18 protein-coding genes are annotated in these 22381 nt (G+C 69.5%); 8 read left to right on the top strand and 10 right to left on the bottom strand.

What is annotated here, in order from left to right:
- Positions 1–67: 67 nt before the first annotated feature.
- The 4 genes from leuB to leuC form a co-directional block, all read right to left on the bottom strand.
- The gene (gene leuB / locus M3M27_RS04665; protein ID WP_140719607.1) at positions 68–1141 is read right to left on the bottom strand and encodes a 3-isopropylmalate dehydrogenase; all 1074 of its coding nucleotides are present in this window, start codon (positions 1139–1141) and stop codon (positions 68–70) included.
- Positions 1142–1269: 128 nt separating this feature from the next.
- Positions 1270–2040: a class I SAM-dependent methyltransferase gene (locus M3M27_RS04660; protein ID WP_434027314.1), complete on the bottom strand. Its 771-nt coding sequence runs from the start codon at positions 2038–2040 to the stop codon at positions 1270–1272.
- Complete coding sequence (gene leuD / locus M3M27_RS04655) at positions 2037–2690, bottom strand: 3-isopropylmalate dehydratase small subunit (protein ID WP_434027313.1); 654 nt, start codon at positions 2688–2690, stop codon at positions 2037–2039. Before leuD ends, M3M27_RS04660 begins: the two co-directional genes overlap by 4 nt.
- Before the next feature lie 82 nt (positions 2691–2772).
- The gene (gene leuC, locus M3M27_RS04650) at positions 2773–4206 is read right to left on the bottom strand and encodes a 3-isopropylmalate dehydratase large subunit (RefSeq protein WP_434027312.1); all 1434 of its coding nucleotides are present in this window, start codon (positions 4204–4206) and stop codon (positions 2773–2775) included.
- Between the two features lie 130 nt (positions 4207–4336).
- Between leuC and M3M27_RS04645 the strand changes: the two genes are divergently transcribed.
- The 5 genes from M3M27_RS04645 (at position 4337) to M3M27_RS04625 (ending at position 8674) form a co-directional block, all read left to right on the top strand.
- A complete protein-coding gene (locus M3M27_RS04645) occupies positions 4337–5215 on the top strand; it encodes a LysR family transcriptional regulator (RefSeq protein WP_434027311.1) in 879 nt (292 codons plus the stop codon).
- Between the two features lie 289 nt (positions 5216–5504).
- Positions 5505–5696 carry a hypothetical protein gene (locus tag M3M27_RS04640; RefSeq protein ID WP_434027310.1) on the top strand — a complete coding sequence of 64 codons (192 nt, stop codon included), beginning with the start codon at positions 5505–5507 and terminating at the stop codon, positions 5694–5696.
- 116 nt (positions 5697–5812) lie between these two features.
- A complete protein-coding gene (locus M3M27_RS04635; protein WP_140719620.1) occupies positions 5813–6466 on the top strand; it encodes a TetR/AcrR family transcriptional regulator in 654 nt (217 codons plus the stop codon).
- Positions 6467–6617: 151 nt separating this feature from the next.
- Positions 6618–7274, top strand: a complete 657-nt coding sequence (locus M3M27_RS04630; protein ID WP_140719622.1) for a protein-L-isoaspartate O-methyltransferase family protein — start codon at positions 6618–6620, stop codon at positions 7272–7274.
- Between the two features lie 17 nt (positions 7275–7291).
- Positions 7292–8674, top strand: coding sequence for a TolC family outer membrane protein (locus M3M27_RS04625; RefSeq protein WP_434027309.1), 1383 nt, complete (start codon positions 7292–7294; stop codon positions 8672–8674).
- Positions 8675–8726: 52 nt separating this feature from the next.
- On the opposite strand, the gene waaA is transcribed toward M3M27_RS04625, so the two are convergent.
- Positions 8727–10049 carry a lipid IV(A) 3-deoxy-D-manno-octulosonic acid transferase gene (waaA, locus tag M3M27_RS04620; protein ID WP_140719626.1) on the bottom strand — a complete coding sequence of 441 codons (1323 nt, stop codon included), beginning with the start codon at positions 10047–10049 and terminating at the stop codon, positions 8727–8729.
- A 342-nt stretch (positions 10050–10391) separates the two neighbouring features.
- Between waaA and M3M27_RS04615 the strand changes: the two genes are divergently transcribed.
- Positions 10392–11312, top strand: coding sequence for an LpxL/LpxP family Kdo(2)-lipid IV(A) lauroyl/palmitoleoyl acyltransferase (locus M3M27_RS04615; RefSeq protein ID WP_434027308.1), 921 nt, complete (start codon positions 10392–10394; stop codon positions 11310–11312).
- A gap of 42 nt (positions 11313–11354) precedes the next feature.
- On the opposite strand, the gene M3M27_RS04610 is transcribed toward M3M27_RS04615, so the two are convergent.
- The 5 genes from M3M27_RS04610 to M3M27_RS04590 form a co-directional block, all read right to left on the bottom strand.
- Complete coding sequence (locus M3M27_RS04610) at positions 11355–12674, bottom strand: O-antigen ligase family protein (RefSeq protein WP_434027306.1); 1320 nt, start codon at positions 12672–12674, stop codon at positions 11355–11357.
- Entirely contained in the window at positions 12655–13767 is a 1113-nt protein-coding gene (locus M3M27_RS04605; protein ID WP_434027305.1) for a glycosyltransferase, read from the bottom strand. Before M3M27_RS04605 ends, M3M27_RS04610 begins: the two co-directional genes overlap by 20 nt.
- A 10-nt stretch (positions 13768–13777) precedes the next feature.
- On the bottom strand, positions 13778–13975 hold the full coding sequence (locus M3M27_RS04600) for a zinc-finger domain-containing protein (RefSeq protein ID WP_140719634.1): 198 nt from the start codon (positions 13973–13975) through the stop codon (positions 13778–13780).
- 94 nt (positions 13976–14069) lie between these two features.
- Complete coding sequence (locus M3M27_RS04595; RefSeq protein WP_140719644.1) at positions 14070–16361, bottom strand: NADP-dependent malic enzyme; 2292 nt, start codon at positions 16359–16361, stop codon at positions 14070–14072.
- A 190-nt stretch (positions 16362–16551) separates the two neighbouring features.
- The gene (locus M3M27_RS04590; RefSeq protein ID WP_140719646.1) at positions 16552–17880 is read right to left on the bottom strand and encodes a dicarboxylate/amino acid:cation symporter; all 1329 of its coding nucleotides are present in this window, start codon (positions 17878–17880) and stop codon (positions 16552–16554) included.
- A gap of 247 nt (positions 17881–18127) precedes the next feature.
- Here M3M27_RS04590 and M3M27_RS04585 point away from each other — a divergent pair, with 247 nt between their 5' ends.
- Positions 18128–19297, top strand: a complete 1170-nt coding sequence (locus tag M3M27_RS04585) for an OprO/OprP family phosphate-selective porin (protein ID WP_434027304.1) — start codon at positions 18128–18130, stop codon at positions 19295–19297.
- A 390-nt stretch (positions 19298–19687) separates the two neighbouring features.
- A complete protein-coding gene (locus tag M3M27_RS04580) occupies positions 19688–22348 on the top strand; it encodes a hybrid sensor histidine kinase/response regulator (protein ID WP_434027303.1) in 2661 nt (886 codons plus the stop codon).
- Positions 22349–22381 lie beyond the last annotated feature (33 nt).

Raw genomic sequence — 22381 nt, 5'->3', positions numbered from 1 at the left:
TTCGCCCGCGCGCCCTCTCCCCTCTCCCGATGGGAGAGGGGCTTTGCGCTTCAGATCATTTCCGGCCTTACAGCGCCGCCACCACCGCATCGCCCATCGCCGCGGTGCCGACCTTGGTCGTGCCTTCCGACCAGATGTCGGCGGTGCGCAGGCCCTGGTCGAGCACCGCGCCCACCGCGCGCTCGATCGCCTCGGCCGATTCGGCATGGCCGAAGCTGTAGCGCAGCAACATCGCCACCGACAGGATCGTCGCCAGCGGGTTGGCGATGCCCTGGCCGGCGATGTCCGGCGCCGAGCCATGGCAAGGCTCGAACATGCCCTTGTTGTCGGCATCCAGCGAGGCCGACGGCAGCATGCCGATCGAGCCGGTCAGCATCGAGGCCTGGTCGGACAGGATGTCGCCGAACATGTTGTCGGTGACGATCACGTCGAACTGCTTGGGCGCGCGCACCAGCTGCATCGCCGCGTTGTCCACGTACATGTGCGACAGCGCCACGTCCGGGTAGTCCCTGGCGACCTCCTCGACCACCGCGCGCCACAACTGGCTCGACGCCAGCACGTTGGCCTTGTCCACCGAGCACAGCTTCTTGCCGCGCAGCCGCGCCATCTCGAAGCCGACCCTGGCGATGCGGCGGATCTCGCTTTCGCTGTAGGGCAGCGTGTCGTAGGCCTGGCGCTCGCCGCTCTCCAGCGTGCGGTTGCCGCGCGGCTGGCCGAAGTAGATGCCGCCGGTCAGCTCGCGCAGGATCAGGATGTCCAGGCCGGCGACGACCTCGGGCTTGAGCGTCGAGGCCTCGGCCAGCTGCGGGTACAGCAGCGCCGGGCGCAGGTTGGCGAACAGGCCCAGCTGCGAGCGGATCTTGAGCAGGCCGCGCTCCGGGCGCAGCGCCGGATCGATCGTGTCCCACTTCGGCCCGCCGACCGCCCCGAGCAGCACCGCGTCGGCGGCGCGCGCGCGCGCCAGGGTCTCGTCGGCCAGGGGCGTGCCGTACTTGTCGTACGCGGCGCCTCCCAGCTCGTCGAAGGCGAGCGTGATGCCCAGCCCGAAGCGCGCGTCCACGCGCTCGATCACCTTGACCGCCTCGGCCACGATCTCCGGGCCGATGCCATCGCCAGGAAGGACCAGAATCTGCTTGCTCATCTATATTTCCTTGTTGTTTTTGCTGCTTTTACTTTTTGTGAGAGCGACTTCAGTCGCGATGGGGCTTTACCGCCAAAGCCCGTCGCGACTGAAGTCGCTCCCACAGGATGGATGGCATGTACCCGCGTCTACCCGCGTCCGGCCCACAGCACCAGTACGTCGGTGCTGAAGGAGCCGTCCCCGGCGATCTCGAAGTACTCGCGCACTTCCGCGCCCACGCCCTGCTGCAGCGAGCGGATCGCCTGGCGGAACAGCTCCGGCGTGCGCATGCGCTCCACCCACGGGGCGAACTCCAACCGCAGGCGCTGGCGATGCAGCTTTTGCACCTGCAATCCCGCCTCGCCGGCCAGGCGCAGCCACTCGGCGGCCGAGTAGTCGCGCACATGGCTGGTGTCGCGCAGCAGCTCGATCGCCTGCAGGTGCGTATCCAGCAGCGGCGCGCCGGGCGCCATCACGTCGATGAAGGCGGCCGTGCCGCCTGGCTTCAGCACCCGGCGCACTTCGCGCAACGCCTGACCGACGTCGCTCCAGTGATGCGCCGAATAGCGGCTGGCCACGACATCGAATTCCGCGTCGGCGAACGGCAACCGCTCGGCCGCGCCGCGCACCGTGCGGATGTTGTCCAGCCCGCGCCCGGCCGCCGCCGAGGCGACCACGTCGAGCATTTGCGCCGACAGGTCGTAGGCCACCACCTCGTCGGCCAGGGGAGCCAGATGGAACGCGACATGTCCCGCGCCGCATCCCAGGTCGAGCACGCGCGCCCGGGGCCGTGCCGCGAGCGCGGCCTGCAACTCGGCGAGCTCGCTCCCCTGCGCGTGCACCGCGCTCCGGAGATAGGCCTCGGCCTGCTCGCCGAACTGCGCCTGCACCACCTGCGCGTGGGAAGCGGACGCGCTCACGCGCGTTCGCCCAGGCCGAACAGCCACGGCTGCGCCGCCCGATGGCGCGCCTCGAAGGCGCGGATCGCGTCGGCGTCCTGCAGGGTCAGGCCGATGTCGTCCAACCCGTGGAGCAGGCAATGCTTGCGGAACGCGTCGACCTCGAAGCGGTACTGCACGCCGTCCGGCCGCGTCACGGTCTGCGCAGCCAGGTCCACGGTCAGCGTGTAACCCTCGGTGGCCTCGCACTGTGCGAACAGCGCATCGACCTCCGCGTCCTTCAGCACGATCGGCAGCAGGCCGTTCTTGAAGCTGTTGTTGAAGAAGATGTCGGCGAAACTCGGTGCGATCACCGCGCGGAAACCGTACTCGTCCAGCGCCCACGGCGCATGCTCGCGCGAGGAGCCGCAGCCGAAGTTCTCGCGCGCCAGCAGCACGCTGGCGCCGGCATAGCGCGGGAAGTTCAGCACGAATTCGGGGTTGATCGGGCGCGCGCTGTTGTCCTGGCCGGGTTCGCCGACGTCCAGGTAGCGCCATTCGTCGAACAGGTTCGGGCCGAAGCCGGTGCGCTTGATCGATTTCAGGAACTGCTTGGGGATGATCTGGTCGGTATCGACGTTGGCGCGGTCCAGCGGGCAGACCAGGCCGGTGTGGGTCGTGAAGGCTTTCATTGGACGTGATTCGTGATTGGTGATTCGTGATTGGGAAAGGCCGGAGACGGGTTCGGAGGATCTGCTTTTAACGAATCACAAATCACGAATCACGGATCACCATCTCCCGCACGTCGACGAAGTGGCCGGCCACCGCGGCGGCGGCGGCCATCGCCGGGCTGACCAGGTGGGTGCGCCCGCCGGCGCCCTGGCGCCCTTCGAAGTTGCGATTGGAAGTGGAGGCGCAATGCTCGCCGCTGCCCAGCTTGTCCGGGTTCATCGCCAGGCACATCGAGCAGCCCGGCTCGCGCCATTCGAAGCCGGCCTCGACGAACACCTTGTCCAGGCCCTCGGCCTCGGCCTGCGCCTTGACCAGGCCCGAGCCCGGCACCACCAGCGCCTGCTTCACGTTCGCGGCGACCTTGCGGCCCTTGGCGACCTGCGCCGCCGCGCGCAGGTCCTCGATGCGCGAGTTGGTGCACGAGCCGATGAACACGCGGTCGAGCTTGATCGCGGTGATCGGCTGGTTGGGCTGCAGGCCCATGTACTTCAGCGCGCGCACGATCGAATCCTTCTTGACCGGATCGGCCTCGCGTTCCGGGTCCGGCACGTTCTGGTCGACCGCCAGCACCATCTCCGGCGAGGTGCCCCAGCTGACCTGCGGCTTGATGTCCTCCGCGCGCAGCTCGACCACCGCGTCGAAATGCGCGTCAGGGTCGGACACCAGTTCCTTCCATGCCGCCACCGCCGCGTCCCAGTCGGCGCCCCTGGGGGCGAACGGGCGGCCGCGCACGTACTCGATCGTCTTCTCGTCCACCGCGACCATGCCGACCCGCGCGCCGGCCTCGATCGCCATGTTGCAGATCGTCATGCGCCCTTCCATCGACAGCGCGCGGATCGCGCTGCCGGCGAATTCCAGCGCATGGCCGTTGCCGCCGGCGGTGCCGATCCTGCCGATCACCGCCAGCACGATGTCCTTGGCGGTGACGCCGAACGGCAGCGTGCCTTCCACCCGCACCTGCATGTTCTTCATCTTCTTGGCGACCAGGCACTGGGTGGCCAACACGTGCTCGACCTCGGAGGTGCCGATGCCGTGCGCCAGCGCGCCGAACGCGCCGTGCGTGGAGGTGTGCGAATCGCCGCAGACCACGGTCATGCCCGGCAGCGTGGCGCCCTGCTCCGGGCCGACCACGTGCACGATGCCCTGGCGGACATCGTTCATCTTGAACTCCAGGATGCCGAAGTCGTCGCAGTTCTCGTCCAGCGTCTGCACCTGCAGGCGCGAGACCGGGTCGGCGATGGCAGTCAGCCCGCCCAGGCGTTCGGTGCGCGTGGTCGGCACGTTGTGGTCGGGCGTGGCGATGTTGGCATCGATGCGCCACGGCCTGCGCCCGGCCAGGCGCAGGCCCTCGAATGCCTGCGGCGAGGTCACTTCATGGAGGATGTGGCGGTCGATGTAGATCAACGAGGAGCCGTCGTCGCGACGGGCCACTTCGTGCATCTCCCACAGCTTGTCGTAGAGGGTCTTGCCGGCCATTGCAGTGCTTCCAAAACGGTTCTGGCGATCGGCGGAGCGGGCCGCCGGGCTGGAGAAACGATGCTAGGCCGTTGCACTCCATAAAACAAATTCATATTTTTCATTCAAATCCATAACCAATGCGACTGAAATGGACATCGCCAACCTGGCCGCGTTCCTGGCCATTGCCGACAGCGGGAGCTTTTCCGGGGCCGCCGAACGGCTGCACCTGACCCAGCCCGCGGTGAGCAAGCGCATCGGCCTGCTGGAAGCCGAATTGCGGGTCCGGCTGTTCGATCGGCTCGGCCGCCAGGTCGTGCTGACCGAGGCCGGGCAGGCGCTGCGCCCGCGCGCGCAGCGCATCCTCGACGAAGTGCAGGACGCGCGCCGGCTGCTGGACACCCTGGGCGGCGAGGTCGGCGGCACCCTGAGCCTGGCCACCAGCCACCACGTCGGCCTGCACCGGCTGCCGCCCCTGCTGCGCCAGTTCGCCACGCGCCATCCCGAGGCCGCGCTCGACATCCGCTTCCTCGATTCGGAACAGGCCTATGCCCAGGTGCTGCAGGGCGAAGTGGAACTGGCGGTGACCACGCTCGGGCCGGAGACCCATCCTCCCCTGCGGGCGGTCCCGGTCTGGGACGACCCGCTGCAGTTCGTGGTCGCCCCCGATCATTCCCTCGCCACGCGCGCGGCGCTCACGCTGCAGGACATCGCCGGCCACCCCGCGGTGTTGCCGGAGCGGCACACCTTCACCCACCGCATCGTCGCCGAGCTGTTCGCCGCGCACGGGCTGTCGTTGCGCCTGCGCATGACCACCAACCACCTGGAGACGATCAAGATGCTCGCGTCGGTGGGGCTGGCCTGGAGCGTGCTGCCGCAGAGCCTGGTCGACGCCCAGGTGGTCGCGCTGCCGCTGCCCGGCGTGGACCTGCGACGCCGGCTCGGCCACGTCACCCATGGCGGGCGCACCCGTTCGCGCGCCGCGCGGGCGTTCATCGCCCTGCTGGAGGAGCACGCCGACCGCTGGTGACAACCACTCCGGCTTGGCCTACATTGCGCGCTCCGCCGGCCCCGGGCCGCCCGCCTGTTCTCTGCAAGGATTCCGCCCCACTACAGCCAGCCCTCCCTGCCGCCGCGGTCTCCCTCGCGACCTCCGCCTTCCACCAGCCTCGAAGACGGCACGGGAATTGCCTCAGCTCGATCGCCATCCCAAGACCCCTCGTCATGCCTCCCGTCATCCTTCTGCCCTGCGGCGGACTGCGGTCCGTCCTTTCCGGCGCATCGGCGCCGTTCCTGCCCGCCTCACCGGTACCGACGGCATGACCACGCGCGACAGCAACACGGCCGCCAACCTGGCCTTCCAGGCCGAGATCGCCAGCGCCAAGGCCCGCCGCGACCGCGACCAGCCGCGGCACTCGGCCACCCCGCCGCGGCCGGCGCCGACCGCGCCGGAACCGGCAACCGAAGCACCGGCCGGCCAAGCGCCCGGCATCGGCGGCAAGGCGGCCTGAAGCCCCCTTCGATCGGCGGCGTCCCATCATCGAGCCGTGCCGCCCCGCTGCACGTCGAAATAATGAACCAATCGGTTCAGTATAAATATAGAACCGCATGGTCTAGTATTGGCGCCATGGCGACCACGACTCCCTCGAAGGCACGCATCCGCAGCACCGGCCCCGGCCGGCCCAAGGACCTCGGCAAACGCGCCGCGATCTTGAACGCCGCGCGCACGCTGTTCTTCGAACAGGGCTATGCCGGCGTCAGCATGGATGGCATCGCCGCGCTGGCCGGCGTGTCCAAGCTCACCGTCTACAGCCACTTCGGCGACAAGGACACCTTGTTCGGCGAGGCGATCCGCGCGCAGTGCCAGCAGATGATGCCGGACGACCTGTTCCAGCACGAACTGCAGGGTTCCCTGCGCGAGCAACTGCTGGAGATCGGTTCGGCGTTCTTCGCGATGATCAGCACCGATGCGGCGATCGCCACCCACCGCATGATGCTCAGCCCCGGCACCGGCGACGACCATATCCGCCGCATGTTCTGGGAAGCCGGCCCGCACCGCACCCAGCAGGCGATGGCCGATTTCCTCGCCGCCCGGGTGCGCGCGGGCGAACTGGCGATCGACGACCTGAATTTGGCCGCCTCCCAGTTCTTCCAATTGCTCAAGGGCGACCTTCACATCACCATGATGTGCGGGGTGCGGCCGCCGCCGAGCCCCGAGGAGGTGCAACACCACCTCGCCGCCAGCGTCGACTTCTTCCTGCGCGCCTATGCTCCGCGCTAGGGTGTGCCTTCCCGCTCCTCCCCCGACGGCGCCGGTGGTCGCGATGACTTCCGGCACTGCGCCGGGGTGCCGCCCACGGCGATGCTAGCCACGCCAACGGCTCGCGGCACCCGGTAAAATGCCCGCCCCACTGCGTTTGGATGACCGCACCATGACGATCGATTACACCCAGGCCCGCGAAAAGATGGTCGAACAGCAGATCCGTCCCTGGGACGTGCTGGACCTGCGCGTGCTGGACGTGCTGGCGCGGTTGCCGCGCGAGGCCTTCGTGCCGGACGCCTACAAGGCGCTGGCCTATGCCGACCTGGAGATCCCGCTGCCGGGCGGCCAGAAGATGATGAAGCCGGTGGTCGAGGGGCGCATGCTGCAGGCCCTCGACCTGCAGCCGGGCGAGGACGTATTGGAAGTCGGCACCGGCAGCGGTTTCGCCACGGCCTGCCTGGCCGCGCTGGCGCGCGAGGTGGTCAGCCTCGAGATCGATCCCGCGCTGGCCGCCGGTGCCCGTGCCCGCCTGGATGCCACCGGATTGGGCAGCAATGTCCGCATCGAGGCCGCCGACGTGTTCGCCTGGCAGACCGAGCGCAAGTTCGACGCGATCTGCCTGACCGGCGCGGTCGATGCGCTGCCGCTGCAGTTGCTTTCCTGGCTGCGCCCGAACGGCCGCCTGTTCGTGGTGCGCGGCCGTGACCCGGTGATGGAAGCGGTGCTCGTGCGTGGCGAGGTCAACGCCCCGCGCGTGGAATCGTTGTTCGAAACCGACCTCGCGTACCTGAAGGGCGCGGCACCTGCGCCCCAGTTCAAATTCTGATCCCAAGGAAGCCCCCGATGATTCGCCGATCCCTCGTTCTGGCGCTGGCCGCCGCCCTGTTACCGATGGCCGCGCAGGCTACCGACCTGCTGCAGGCTTACGAAATGGCCCGCAACGGCGACCCGACGCTGGCGTCGGCCGAATCGACCCGCCTGTACAACAAGGAAGGCCAGGTCCAGGCACGCGCCGCACTGCTGCCGCAGCTCGACGGTACCGCTTCGCTGAGCCGCACCCGCACCGAAGCCGAAGGCCTGACCGGCCGCAGCATCTCCAAGACCCGCCGCTACTCTGTCGATGGCACGCAGACGCTGTTCAACTGGGCGCAGTTCTCCAACCTGCGCGCGCAGCGCGACGTCAGCAAGGCCGCCGACTTCACCCTGGAATCGGCCAACGACGACCTGATCGTGCGCACCTCGGCCGCCTACTTCAACGTGCTGGTGGCGATCGAGTCGCTGGCCGCGGCCGAGTCCAACGAAGCGGCCGCCAAGAAGCAGTTCGACTACGCCGACAAGCGCCTGCAGGTCGGCCTGGCGCCGATCACCGACGTGCACGAGGCCCGCGCCGAATACGACCAGGCGCGTGCCAATACCATCACGGCACGCAACACCCTGGCCGACTACTACCAGGCGTTGACCGAGATCACCGGCCAGCCGGTGCGTGGCTTGCGCGGCCTGCCGGATGATTTCCGCCCCGAACTGCCGGCCAACTACGGCAACGTCGACAACTTGGTCGCCAACGCGATCGGGGAGAACCCGGCGCTCAAGGCCCAGCAGTTGCAGGTCAGCGCCGCCGAATCCAGCGTGTCCGCCGCGCGCGCCGGCCACCTGCCGACCTTGAACCTGACCGGCAGCCTGGGCCGCAGCACCACCTGGGGCGACATTTCGGGCGAGCTCGCCAGCCAGGACCCGGGCGGCATCGGCGGTCCGCGCAACGACACCAACACCATCGGCATCACCCTGAGCGTGCCGATCTTCTCCGGCGGCGCCACCCAGTCGGCGGTGCGCCAGGCGATCGCCCAGCGCGACATCCAGCAGGACACCTACGAGCAGCAGAAGCGCGCGCTGGATCGCAACGTGCGCAACTACTACCAGACGGTCGTGCAGGGCATTTCCGAGATCGAGGCGCGCCGCCTGGCGGTGGTGTCGGCCCAAGCCGCCTTTGACGCCTCGCAGGTCGGACTGGAGGTCGGAACCCGCACCGTGTTGGACGTGGTGCAGAATCAAAAGACCCTGTTCGCGGCGAAGCTCGATTACGCCAATGCCAAGTACAACTTCCTGCAGAACCGCCTGTTGCTGGCGCAGGCCACCGGCAAGCTCGACATCGCCGACCTGCAGGACATCAACCGCCTGCTGACCGCCGATGCCGAGGCGCGGCTGCAATCGCCGATAGCCTCGCGCTGAGCGAAGGCAGATTGCCAACGACACAAGAGCGGGCTTCGGCCCGCTCTTTTTTTCAGCAGGCCGTCTTGCCGGGCAGGGTCGCGACCGGCGGCAAGTGCGGTGCGATCTGCGCCAGCGTCCGCTGCACCGCGCCGCGGCCGTTGGCCACCAGCGCAAGCCCGGCCTCGGCCATCACCTTGCGCGCCCCGGCGTCGGCCAGCAGCGTTTCCAAGGCGTCGGCGACGGCCTCGGCATCGTTGCAGATCGCGACCGCGCCCGCCTCGCGCATGCGGCGCGAGATCTCCGAGAAATTGTGCAGGTGCGGGCCGGTCACCGAGGGCGTGCCGACCGCGGCCGGCTCCAGCAGGTTGTGCCCGCCGATCGGTTGCAGGCTGCCACCGACGAAGGCCGCCTGCGCGCAGGCATAGAACGCCATCAACTCGCCCAGCGTGTCGATCACGAACACCTGGCTCTGCGCGTCCGGCCACTGCTGGGCCTTGCGGGTGGCCACGCGCCAGCCGCGTTCCCGCGCCAGCGCCTCGACCTTGGGGAACCGCTCGGGATGGCGCGGTGCCCACAGCAGCAGCAGGTCGGGGAAACGCCGTTGCAGCTTCGCATGGATATCGAGGGTGGCCGCCTCTTCGCCATCGTGGGTGCTGGCGGCGATCCAGACCGGGCGCGCCGCCGGCACGTGCTGCCGGAACTGCGCGACGAACGCGTCGAGATGCTCCGGCACGCCGATGTCGAACTTGAGGTTGCCGAGCGCGACCACCTGTTCCGGTCGCGCGCCGAGCGCGACGAAGCGCGCCGCATCGTCCGCGGACTGCGCCGCCACGCAGGTCACCGTGCGCAGCGCGCGGGCGATCAACGGCGCCAACAGCCGGTAGCCGCGCAGCGAGCGCGCCGACAGGCGCGCGTTGAGGACGTAGACCGGGATGCCGCGGTCGCGGCAGCCGAACAGCATGTTCGGCCACAACTCGGTCTCGAGGATCAGCGCCAGGCTGGGCCGGAAGTGCTCCAGGAATCGCCCGACGCTGCCCGGCACGTCGTAGGGCAGGTAGACGTGGTCGATCGCCTCGCCCCACAGCGCGCGGACGCGCTCCGAACCGGTCGGCGTGATCGTGGTGATGACCCAGCGGATGTCCGGGCGCTGCGCACGCAGCGCGTTGACCAGCGGCGCGGCGGCATTGACCTCGCCCACCGACACCGCGTGCAGCCATACCCGCGGTTGCCCGCACGAGCGCGCATACGAGGCATAGCGCTCGTTCCAGCGGTTGAAGTACTCGCGGACCCGGAATCCGCGCCACACCAGGTGGTACACCGTGATCGGCAGCAACAGGTAGAGCAGCGCCGAGTACAGCGTGCGCAACAGCCATTCGATGGGGTCTTTCCGCATCCGCGAAGGATACGGGATGGCGGGGCTCGGGACTCGGGGCAGAGCATCTTTGCCTGGGTTCGGCTGCCAGGCGATCCGGTGCTTTCTTGCAGCTTTTTGTTAGGAGGGACTTTCCCGAGGGAGGGCCGGTGAAGCCCTGTCGGGACTGAAGTCCCTCCCGCAACAACACCCGACCCGAAGCTGGCTTGTCGTGCTTCCCAGTCCCGAGTCCTCAGATCCGAGCCCCGGCTCCCGGCAAGACCGGGTCGGGGCTGAAGCCCGGCTGCAACGGCGCTCGATCCCGGGCAGGCTTCCCCTAGCCCTAGTCCCGGTCCCGAGCCCCGGGTCCAGTAGAATTCCCGCATGTCCGAAGCGCCCGATGTCGCCATCCGCCCCTCCCTGCTCAAGCCGGCCCACTGGCCCACGTTCCTTGGGCTGGCCCTTGCCGCTGCCGCGGCCCGCCTGCCGTGGACGCTGCAGCGGGCGATCGGGCGCGGCGTGGGCTGGATCGCCTATCGCTTGATGGGCAGCCGGCGCAGGGCAGCGCAGGCGAACCTCGAGTTGTGCTTTCCCGACCAGGACCCGGCCTGGCGCCAGCGCCTGCTGCGCGACAGCTTCGATGCGTTCGGCGTCGGCATCCTCGAGTTCGCGCGCGCCTGGTGGGGCAGCATCGACGCGATCCGCCCGCAGGTGCAGGTCGAGGGGCTGGAACACCTGCGCAGGTTGCAGGAGGAAGGCCGCGGCGTGCTGCTGGTGTCCGGCCACTTCATGACGCTGGAGATGTGCGGGCGGCTGCTGTGCGACTACGTCCCGCTGGCCGGTATGTACCGCCCGTACAAGAACCCGGTGACCGAATGGGCGGTCAAGCGCGGCCGCCTGCGCTACGCCACGCACATGTTCGGCAACGGCGACATCCGCGCGACGGTGCGCCATCTCAAGCGCGGCGGATTCCTGTGGTACGCGCCCGACCAGGACATGCGCGGCAAGGACACCGTGTTCGTGCCGTTCTTCGGCCATCCGGCGGCCACGATCACCGCGACCCACCAGTTCGCACGGCTTACCGGATGCGCGGTGGTGCCGTACTACCACCGGCGCGAAGGCGGAGGCTACCGGCTGAAGATCGGCGCGCCGCTGCAGGATTTCCCGACCGACGACGTGGTCGCCGACACCGCGCGCGTGAACGAGGTGATCGAGGACATGGTGCGGCAGGCGCCGGACCAGTACCTGTGGATCCATCGCCGCTTCAAGCGCCAACCGGGCGGCCGCGGCTCCTTCTACGATTGAGAGCGCACGGGGGACGGCGAAGCGCCATCCATCGAGCGCCATCTATTTCCCGTCGCCGGCATTGAGCAGCGCACCGGCATACAGGCCGGCCAGCATCAGCGCGAGTCCGCCCCAGAAGCTGGAATAGAACGCCAGGTGCGTATTGAACGGGAACACCGTCGCGACCAGCGCCACCATCGCCGGACGCGCCGCATCGCGCGCTTCCGGCGACGAGTACCGCCATGCGCGCCAGGCCTGCGCCGCACCGGCCAGCCACAGCAGCAGGCCGACCACGCCGGTTTCGGCGAGGATTTCCAGCACGATCTGGTGGGCATGGAAGGCCGGGCCTTCGCCCCACGCCGGCGCCTGCCCGGGGTGCGGATCGCAGGCCGGATAGGCCTCGCGGAAACCGCGTGCGCCGATGCCGTTGAGCGGGTGCTCGCGCACCATGCACCACGCCGCGCTCCAGATGTCGCTGCGCCCGGAAAGCGCCTCGTTCACGCCCGTCCCTTCGCCGGTGAAAGCCAACGTGGTGCGATGGACGCGCTCGCGCGCCTGCGGCGACACGTAGACCAGCACTGCCGCGAGCGCCACGCCCGCCATCGCCACCGCCAGCAACCGGCGCGGCCCGAGCAGCTTCCAGCCCGAGAGCACCCCGATCACCGCGAAGGTGATCCACGAAGCGCGCGAACCGGCCAGCACCAGCACCGCGGCCACCGCGGCGGCGGCCAGCAGCCACGCCGCGCGCGAACGCCCGCCCGCCGCGAACAGCAGGAACGGCGACAGGCTGGCGAGGGTCTGCCCGAACTTCAGGTTGCATGGCCCGAGCACGCCGCTGAGCCGGTCGGCGACGGCGATTTCCTCCGGCGTGCAGAAACCATGGCCACTGACCATCTGCTTCAGTTGGTCCAGCGACCAGAACAGCGGACTGCTGCCGAGCGCGACCTGGGCCAGGGCATCGATCGTCCAGACCATGCCGATCGCCGCCAGTCCGCCGAAGGTGACCCGGCGGCGGCGCGACGTGGCCACTGCGATGGCGCACAACCACATGAAAGGCAGGTAGCGCAGGTCGGTGGCGGTCTTGCGCAGCGCCAGGCCGACGTCGACCGCATCGAACGCCGACAGCAGCTCGGGCAGCCAGTAGGCGAAGAACAGCACCGAGGTCAGCGCCCACGCCGCCCCGCTCAGCAACCGGGTACCGCCCCGGAAGCGCGTCTGCAACAGCCTTACCGCCGCGAACAGCGCTCCCAGCGACAGCACCGATTCGGCGATGCCGGGCAGCGGCCACAAGGCCACGAACGCGATGATCCAGGCCGGCGTCCAGTGCCCCGGCTCGCGCGTCGGCGCGCCGACGGCGCCGGGTTCAACGGCGGAGTTCGTCATAGACCTTCAAGGTGGCCGATTGCATGGCCTGCAGCGTATAGGGGATATGCTGCGGCGGGCGCGGCGGCTGCCGCAACAGCGCGGCCGCCCGCGCCGCCAGCGCCGCTTCGTCGAACGGCGCCACGCCGCCCTCCGGCTGCAGCCCTTCCAGCAGCTCGCCGACGCCGCCATGCGCCCATCCCAGCACCGGGCGTCCGACCGCAAGCGCCTCGAGCACGGTTCGCCCGAACGCCTCGGGCTTGCGCGAGAGCTGCAATACCAGGTCGCTGCCGGCGTAGGCCTCGGCGATGCGGGCGGTCGGCTCGCTGAACGTGGCCGCCGAAGCCACCCCGAGCCGCCCGGCCTCGGCCTGCAGCTCGCGCAGATAGGCCTCCCGGCCCGGTTCGACCGCACCCGGCAGCCACAGGCGCACCGGCATGCCTTGCGCCCGCAGCGTCGCCAGCAGGCGCAGGCCATCGGCGTGCCCCTTCAGCCGGGTACCGCGGCCGGGCAACAGCAACAGCCGCTCATCGGCCGCCAGCGCCGGCACCTGCTCGCGCACCCAGGCGCGGGCGCGCGGGTCGGGCTGCGGCCGGCGCGGGAACTGCGCGATGTCGATGCCGCGCGGAATCGTGCGCAACGTGCCGGGATCGGTGCGCGGGTAATGCCGCAGCACATAGTCGTGCACGGTCTGCGATACGCAGATCACCCGCTCGCCGTAGGTCATCACCGCACTGTAGCGGCCGGGCGAATTCAGCCCGTGCACGGTGGTGACGAAGCGCGGCCGCCGCGCCGCCGGCATTCCCCGCAGCGCATGCCAGCCGATCCAGGCCGGCAGGCGCGAGCGCGCGTGCACGATGTCGGCCCCCAGCTCGGCGAACAGCCGGCGCAGCGTGGCGACGTGGCGCAAGGTCAGCAGCGACTTGCGGCCGATGTCGAGGGCGACGTGCTCCGCGCCGGCCGCCAGCAAGGCCGGCACCAGCCGGCCGCCGGCGGAGACCACCACGGCGCGATGCCCGGCGCGGGCCAGCGCCGCGGCGATTTCCAGGGTCGAACGCTCGACGCCGCCGGACTGCAGGGCCGGCAGCAACTGCACCACGGTCAGGCGGTGCATCGGGCGGGATTCAGTCCGCGAGGGTGAACACGGCGCCGCAATACGGGCACTTGGCCTCGCGGTTCGGCTCGTCCTCGATCGGCAGGTACACGCGCGGATGCGAGTTCCACAGCGCCATTTCCGGGGTCGGGCAGCTCAGCGGCAGGTCGCTGCGATGCACGGTGTAGCGCTTCTCGGCATTGGCGGGCGCGGTGGCGGTCTGGCTCATGGCGGTATGTACTGCGGGGATCGGGGTCGGGTAATTCTAGCAGTGCCTCAAACCCATGGGAGGAAGCGGCGGCTCACCGCCGCTTCCCGGTCCATCAGCCGACCTTCTCGCCTTCCAGCTGCTTGCGGATCTGCGCGTCCACCGCGGCGATGGCGGTCATGTTCATCACGCGGCGCGAGGTGGCGCTGGTGGTAAGGATGTGCACCGGCTTGGAGATGCCCATCAGGATCGGGCCGATCGCCACGCCGTCGGTGAACACGCGCACGAGGTTGTAGGCGATGTTGGCCGCCTCGAGGTTCGGCAGCACGAACAGGTTGGCGCGGCCCTTGAGGGTGCTGTTGGGCATGATCTGCTTGCGCAGCGCCTCGTCCCAGGCGGTGTCGCCCTGCATCTCGCCGTCGATGTTGAGCTTGGGGTTGCGCTTGAGCAGCAGTTCGCGCACCTGGCGCATCTTCAGCGCGTCGCGCGAGTCGTGGCTGCCGAAGTTGCTGTGCGACAGCAGCGCGATCGCCGGTTCGATGCCGAACAGCTTGAGCCGGTAGGCCGCCTGCAGCGTGGCCTCGGCGATCTGCTCGGCGCTCGGGTCCTCGTGCACGTGGGTGTCGACGAAGAAGAACGCGCCCTGCTGGTTGATCACGCCGGTCATCGCCGAGGTCGAGCTGACGCGCGGTTCCAGCGGGATCACGCTGCGCGCGTAGCCGAGCTTCTTGTGGAAGCGGCCGACCACGCCGGACAGCATCGCGTCGGCCTCGCCGCGCGCGACCATCACCGCGGCGATCAGGGTCGGGCGCGAGCGCATCAGTTCCTTGGCGGCGCTGACGGTGACGCCGCGGCGCTCGGTCAGCGCGTGGTAGTACTGCCAGTAGTCGTTGAAGCGCGGGTCGTCGTGGATGTTGGTGATCTCGAAATCGATGCCGGGCTTCATGCGCAGGCCCATGCGCTTGATGCGCGCCTCGATCACGTCGGGGCGGCCGATCAGGATCGGGTACGCCAGGTCCTCGTCCAGCACGTTCTGCACCGCGCGCAGGATCACCTCCTCCTCGCCCTCGGCGTAGACCACGCGCTGCTTGTCGGCGCGGGCGCGGTCGTAGACCGGCTTCATCATCAGGCTGGTGCGGTAGACGAACTGGCTGAGGCGGTCGCGATAGGCCGCCATGTCGGCGATCGGGCGCGAGGCCACGCCGGAGTCCATGGCGGCCTGCGCCACCGCCGAGGACAGCTCGACCAGCAGGCGCGGGTCGAGCGGGCGCGGGATAAGATAATCCGGGCCGAAGCTCGGGGTCTCGCCGCCGTAGGCGGTGCCCAGGTCGGAGGCCTCGCGCCGGGCCAGCGCGGCGATCGCCTTCACGCAGGCGATCTTCATCTCCTCGTTGATCGTGGTCGCGCCCACGTCGAGCGCGCCGCGGAACAGGTAGGGGAAGCACAGGACGTTGTTGACCTGGTTCGGGTAGTCCGAACGGCCGGTGCCGATGATCGCGTCCGGGCGCACGGCCTTGGCCGCTTCCGGCATGATCTCCGGGGTCGGGTTGGCCAGCGCGAAGATCACCGGGTTGGGCGCCATCGTGGCGACCATCTCGGGCGTCAGGATGCCGGCCGCGGACAGGCCGAGGAAGATGTCGGCGCCCTCGACGATCTCGGCCAGCGTGCGCTTGTCGGTCTCGCGCGCGTAGCGGGCCTTTTCCGGGTCCAGGTCGGTACGGCCGGTGTGGATCACGCCGTCGCGGTCGTAGGCGAGGATGTTCTCGGGCTTCAGGCCCAGCGCCACCAGCATGTTGACGCAGGAGATGCCGGCCGCGCCCATGCCGGTGGTGGCCAGCTTGACCTCCTCGATCTTCTTGCCTGTCACTTCCATCGCGTTGAGCACGGCCGCGCCGACGATGATCGCGGTGCCGTGCTGGTCGTCGTGGAACACCGGGATGTTCATGCGTTCGCGCAGCTTGCGCTCGACGATGAAGCACTCCGGCGCCTTGATGTCTTCCAGGTTGATGCCGCCGAAGGTCGGCTCCAGGCTGGCGATGATGTCGACCAGCTTGTCCGGGTCCTGCTCGTCGATCTCGATGTCGAACACGTCGATGCCGGCGAACTTCTGGAACAGCACGCCCTTGCCCTCCATCACCGGCTTGCCGGCGAGCGGACCGATGTTGCCCAGGCCCAGCACCGCGGTGCCGTTGGAGATCACCGCCACCAGGTTGCCGCGCGCGGTCAGTTCGCTGGCCTGCTGCGGGTCCTCGACGATGGCCTGGCAGGCGAACGCCACGCCGGGCGAGTACGCCAGCGACAGGTCGCGCTGGGTGAGCATCGGCTTGGTCGCGGTGACCTTGATCTTGCCGGCGGGCGCCTGGCGGTGGTAGTCGAGGGCGGCCTGTTTGAATTCGTCGTTGGACATCGGGAGATGGATCGCTGAATGGGCGCGGGAACGGGGATTCTACCCCCACCCCGCCGGATGGACCTGTCGCTCGGCTGTCGCGTGCCCGTCCGCCGGGCCCCTGCGGGCGGCGTGCGAGCGCCCGCGGCCTCGCGCCAGAGAAAAAACCCGCGCCATCGGAATGGCGCGGGTTCGGTGGGAACGGACGGGATCAGCGCGCGACGACGGGCTCGGCGTCCAGCGCGGGCGGCGGCACTTCGCCGTCGAGCACGCTGCGCAGGCGGTCGCGGTCCAGCGCGCCCTCCCAGCGCGACACCACCACGGTGGCCACGGCATTGCCGATGAAGTTGGTCAGCGAGCGGCACTCGCTCATGAAGCGGTCCACGCCCAGGATCAGCGCCATGCCGGCCACCGGCACTTCCGGCACCACCGCCAGGGTGGCGGCCAGGGTGATGAAGCCGGCGCCGGTCACGCCGGCCGCGCCCTTGGAGCTGAGCATCGCCACCAGCAGCAGCGCGATCTGGTGCCCCAGGGTCAGTTCGGTGTTGGTGGCCTGGGCGATGAACAGCGCGGCCAGGGTCATGTAGATGTTGGTGCCGTCCAGGTTGAACGAGTAGCCGGTCGGGACCACCAGGCCCACCACCGACTTGCCGCAGCCGGCCTTCTCCATCTTCTCCATCAGCGACGGCAGCGCCGACTCGGACGAGGAGGTGCCCAGCACCAGCAGCAGTTCCGCCTTCAGGTAGCGGATCAGCTTGACCACCGAGAAGCCGCTCATCCGGCAGACCGCGCCCAGGATCACCAGCACGAACAGCAGCGAGGTCACGTAGAACGAGCCCACCAGCCAGGCCAGGTTGACCAGCGACTCCACGCCGTACTTGCCGATGGTGAAGGCGATCGCGCCGAACGCGCCGATCGGGGCGGCCTTCATCAGGATGTGGACCAAACGGAACACCGGGGCGGTCAGCGCCTCCAGGAACGACAGCACCGGTCGCCCGCGCTCGCCCACCAGCGCCAGCGCCACGCCGAACAGCACCGCCACGAACAGCACCTGCAGGATGTTGTCGCCGACGAAGGGGCTGACCAGCGTCTTCGGGATGATGTCCATCACGAAGCCGACCAGGGTCAGTTCGTGAGACTTCTCCACGTAGCTGTGCACGGCGCTCTGGTCTAGGTCGGCCGCATTGATGTTCATGCCGGCGCCGGGCTGCACCACGTGCGCCACGATCATGCCCACGACCAGCGCCAGCGTGGAGAAGAACAGGAAGTAGATCATCGCCTTGGCGAACACGCGCCCCACCGTCCGCAGGTGGGTCATGCCGGCGATGCCGGTGACGATGGTGAGGAAGATCACCGGGGCGATGATCATCTTGACCAGCTTGATGAACGCGTCGCCCAGCGGCTTGAGCTTCTCGGCGAAGGCCGGCTCGAAGTGGCCCAGCACCGCGCCCAGTACGATCGCGACGATCACCTGGAAGTACAGCTGGCGGTAGAAGGGCACGTGGGCCGGGGGCGTATGGACGGGCGTGCTGACATGCATGGCGAGGGCTCCGGCTGTGACACGGCCGTGTCCGGCGGACGCGGCTGAGGCGCACTTTTTATCCGAGCCTCGCGCCGGTGCGGATAACCTATTGGTACTAGCCGGCCGCCATCCCCCGCCGCGGTCGCGTAGGCTCCCAGTCCTTGCCGGAGCGGCGGGCCCGGACATTCCGCCGCACGACGGCGACGGATGCCCGCCCACGGCAGGCCCCCACGGCCCCTAACCGACCGCCCATACGAGAATTTCCATGCGCCCGACTACGCTCTTCACCGCCCTGTGCCTGGCCGTTGCCCCCGCCGCCGCCAGCGCCGCGGACCTCGAGAACTGGCCGACCAAGTACACCTTCAGCGATGGCACGGAGCTGGCCGGCACGCTGAACTTCGCCTACGACTACAACGATTTCTCCGGGAACAGCCGCCTGGAGGACGACGACGGCATGCGCCGCCGCGAGTTCGGCGCGACCCTGAAGAAGAAGGGCGTCTACGACGCGATGGTCTACTTCGACTTCGAGGCCAAGACCTGGCTCGACGTGTTCTTCCGCTTCGAGACCAAGGCGCTGCTGGGCAAGGACTACGGCCGCGTCCGCTTGGGCTACATGAAGACCCCGGTCGGTCTGGATGCGGTGACCAGTTCGCGCGCGACCAGCTTCATGGAGGTGGGCCTGCCGACGCAGGCGATCTACGAGGGTCGCCGCACCGGCGTGGAATGGGTGCTGGAGCGCCCGCAGTACCTGCTGCAGGTCGGCGCCTACGGCGGCAAGGACCTGCAGGGCGACAACCCCGGCACCACCCAGGCGGTGCGCGCGGTCTGGACCCCGTTCAAGGCCCCGGGCGACGTGCTGCACCTGGGCATTGCCGCCTCGGTCGAGAACCCGCGCGGCTACCACAACGGCCTGGACGTCAGCTTCCCGCCCAGCGCGCGCGTGCGCGCCCGCCCGGAAGCCGGCCTGACCGACGTGCGCCTGGTCGACTCGGGCACGCTGCGCTTCGTCGACCAGATCCAGCGCGTGGGCCTGGAGCAGATCTGGATCCACGGCCCGTTCTCGGTCCAGAGCGAAGCCCTGCAGATGAAGGTCACCCGCGAGAACGGCCTGCCCGACTACACCGCCAACGGCGGCTACGTGTACGGCAGCTGGATCGTGACCGGCGAGTCGCGGCCGTACGCCGGCGGCGCGGTCGCCAACGTCAAGCCCGAGCACGATTACGGCGCGGTCGAACTGCTGGCCCGCTACAGCACGCTGGACCTCAACGACGCCGGCATCCAGGGCGGCCGCCAGAACGCCTGGACGCTGGGCGCCAACTGGTACCTGACCAGCCATTTCAAGTTCCAGGCCAACTACGTCAAGGCCGACGTGAAGCGCGCCGGCGTCGAGACCAAGCCGGACATCGTCGAACTGCGCGCGCAGGTGATGTTCTGATCCTGGCTTGAAGCCCCTCTCCCCAATGGGCGATAGGGCACGGCACGCGCGCCATGGCGCGCGTGCCCTGGAACGCCCGGCGCACTGTGCCGGGCGGGGCGCGAAGCGGGGGCTGGGCTGAGGGTACGGGGCGAAGCCGTGCCTCCGGATCCCGCGGCGACGAATCGCTGAACGCGTCGCCGCGCGCCGATATGGCAAATGATCCGAAGGTGCGCCGTGCGATGGTTCGCCTTGGCTGGCGCGTGGCGACGCGTCTTCCTTCCCTGCGGCGCGGCTTCGCCCGTGCCCTCGCCCGGCGCTTCGCGCCAGGCCACGCGCACGCGAGCCGACAGCTCGCAAGCGACACGCCTTCTCCTCCAACGCGGGAGGGAAGTCGCCGATAATCCCCGCATGTACTCCCCCCACCAACGCCAACGCCTGCTGCTGACCCTGCTGGTGGTCGTCGGCGGCATGGTCCTGGCCGCGGTCAGCGCCGACGTGCTGGTGGAACGGCGCGCGCTGCAGGAGGAAAGCGCCACCGTGCGCCGGCAGCTCGACCTGTACGCACAGGCCTTGCAGCAGCGCATCGATCGCTACCGCACCTTGCCGCAGATCCTGGCGATGGACCCGGAGCTGCGCGAGGCGGTATCGCGTCCGCTGGAAGCGGACGACGTGGAGCGGCTCAACCTCAAGCTGGAACGCGCCAACGCCGTCACCCAGTCGTCCACGCTGACCTTGATCGACCGCCGCGGCATCGCCCTGGCGGCCAGCAACTGGCGCGAGCCGCGCAGCAACGTCGGCTGGGACTACAGCTTCCGCCCGTACGTGCAGCAGGCCCTGGCGCAAGGCAGCGGCAGCTTCTACGGGATCGGCATGACCACCAACGAGCCCGGCTACTTCCTGTCGCAGGCGATCGTGGACGAGCACGGGACGGTGCGCGGCATCGTGGCGATCAAGATCGCGCTCGCGGCCCTGGAACGCGAATGGCTGCAGACGCAGGACGTGGTGCTGGCCTCGGACGCGCACGGCGTGGTGTTCCTCGCCAGCCGCAACGAATGGCGCTACCGGGTGCTGGCGCCGCTGAGCGAGCAGGACCGCCGCGAGCTGGATCAGACCCGCCAGTACCTGGACCAGCTGCTGCTGCCGCTGCGCTACCGGCGGCTGGAACGGACCGCCGACGGCGGCGTGCTCGCGCGCGTGGACCAGCCGGAGCTGCCCGGCCGCATCCTCTGGCAGACCCTGGAGCTGCCGGAAAGCCATTGGCGCCTGCACCTGCTGCACGACACCCGCGCCAGCAGCGCGGCCGGCCGCGGCGCCGCGCTCACCGCGGCCGGGCTGTGGCTCGCGCTGTCGCTGCTGGTGCTGTACGTCCAGCAACGGCGCCGGCTGGCCGCCCTGCGCCAGCGCAGCCGGCAGGAGCTGGAAGTGGTGCTGCAACAGCACGCGCGCGAGCTGCGCACGGCGCAGGACGGCATCGTGCAGGCCGCGCAGCAGGCCGACACCGGGCTGAGCCGCAGCCTGGAACACCTGCCGCAGGGCGTGGTGATCATCGACGCCGACCTCAACCTGGTCGCATGGAACTCGCGCTACGTCGACCTGTTCCGCTTCCCGCCGGAGCTGGTGAAGGTGGGCCGGCCGATCGAGGACCTGTTCCGCTACAACGCGCGCCGCGGCCTGCTCGGCCCGGGGCCGATCGAGGAGGCGATCCAGCGCCGCCTCAACCACCTGCGCAGCGGCAAGCCGCACATGCGCGAGAGCGAGAAGGACGACGGCACGGTGCTGGAGATCCGCGGCAATCCGTTGCCGGACGGCGGCTTCGTCACCAGCTACGCGGACATCACCAGCTACAAGAACGCCGCGCGCGAACTGCGCTCGCTGGCCGATGCGCTCGAGCACCGCATCGAGGAACGCACGCGCGACCTGGAAGCGGCCAAGCGCGAGGCGGAGGCGGCGAACCGCTACAAGACCCGCTTCGTCGCCTCCGCCGTGCACGACCTGCTGCAACCGCTCAACGCCGCGCGGATGTTCGTCTCCGCGCTGCGCGCGCGCCTGCGCGACGACGACAGCCGCCAGGTCGCCGACCATATCGAGAACGCGCTCAGCGCCCAGGACGCGATCCTCAACAGCCTGCTCGACATCTCGCGGATGGAATCGGGCCAGTTGCAGACGCGGGTGCGCGATTTCGCGCTGCAGCCGCTGCTGGACGCCCTGCTGCGCGAGTTCGGGATCATCGCCGAGAGCCATGGCCTGGTGCTGGAAGGCGTGCCGACCCGCGCGGTCGTGCGCAGCGACGAGGGCCTGCTGCGCCGCATCCTGCAGAACTTCCTGTCCAACGCGATCCGCTACACCCCGCGCGGCCGCCTGCTGCTCGGCTGCCGCCGCGAGGCCGGCCACCTGCGGATCGAGGTGCACGACCAGGGCCCGGGCATCCCGGACAGCCTGCAGCGCGAGATCTTCGAGGAGTTCCGCCGCCTGGACGATGCGCGCGCCGACGACCGCGGCGCCGGGCTCGGGCTGGCGATCGTCGAACGCATCGGCCGCCTGCTCGGCCACCGCATCGGCCTGCGCTCGCGGCTGGGCCGCGGCAGCGTGTTCTCCGTGAGCGTGCCGCTGGGGGACCCGGCCGCCGTGCAGCGGGCCGAGGCGCCCGCGCCGGCGCTGGTCGATGCCAACGGCGACTCGCCGCTGCAGGGTTGCAGCGTCTGGTGCGTGGACGACGACCCGCGCGTATGCGAAGCCACCCGCGCCCTGCTGGAACGCTGGGGTTGCCGGGTCGGTTTCGCCGGCGGGCCGCAGGAAGCGCTGGAACTTGCCTCCCCCGGCCAGGCGCCGCAATTGCTGCTGCTGGACGTGCGCATGGGCGCATTCGAGGGCCCGCAGGTGGCCGGCGCCCTGCACGAACGCTGGGGCAGCACGCCGCCGGTGATCCTGGTCACTGCCGAGCGCGACGACGCCCTGCGCGCGCTGGCCGCCGGAAACGGGTGGGGATTCCTGTCGAAACCGGTGCGCCCGGCCGCGCTGCGCGCCTTGATGAGTCAGGTGCTTTTGAAGGCTGTGATTCGTGATTCGTGATTGGTGATTCGTAGGAGCGGCTTCAGCCGCGAT

The organism is Xanthomonas boreopolis, from assembly GCF_046529185.1.
Lineage (GTDB): Bacteria > Pseudomonadota > Gammaproteobacteria > Xanthomonadales > Xanthomonadaceae > Pseudomonas_S > Pseudomonas_S boreopolis.
This window is presented reverse-complemented; position numbering and strand designations above follow the sequence as displayed.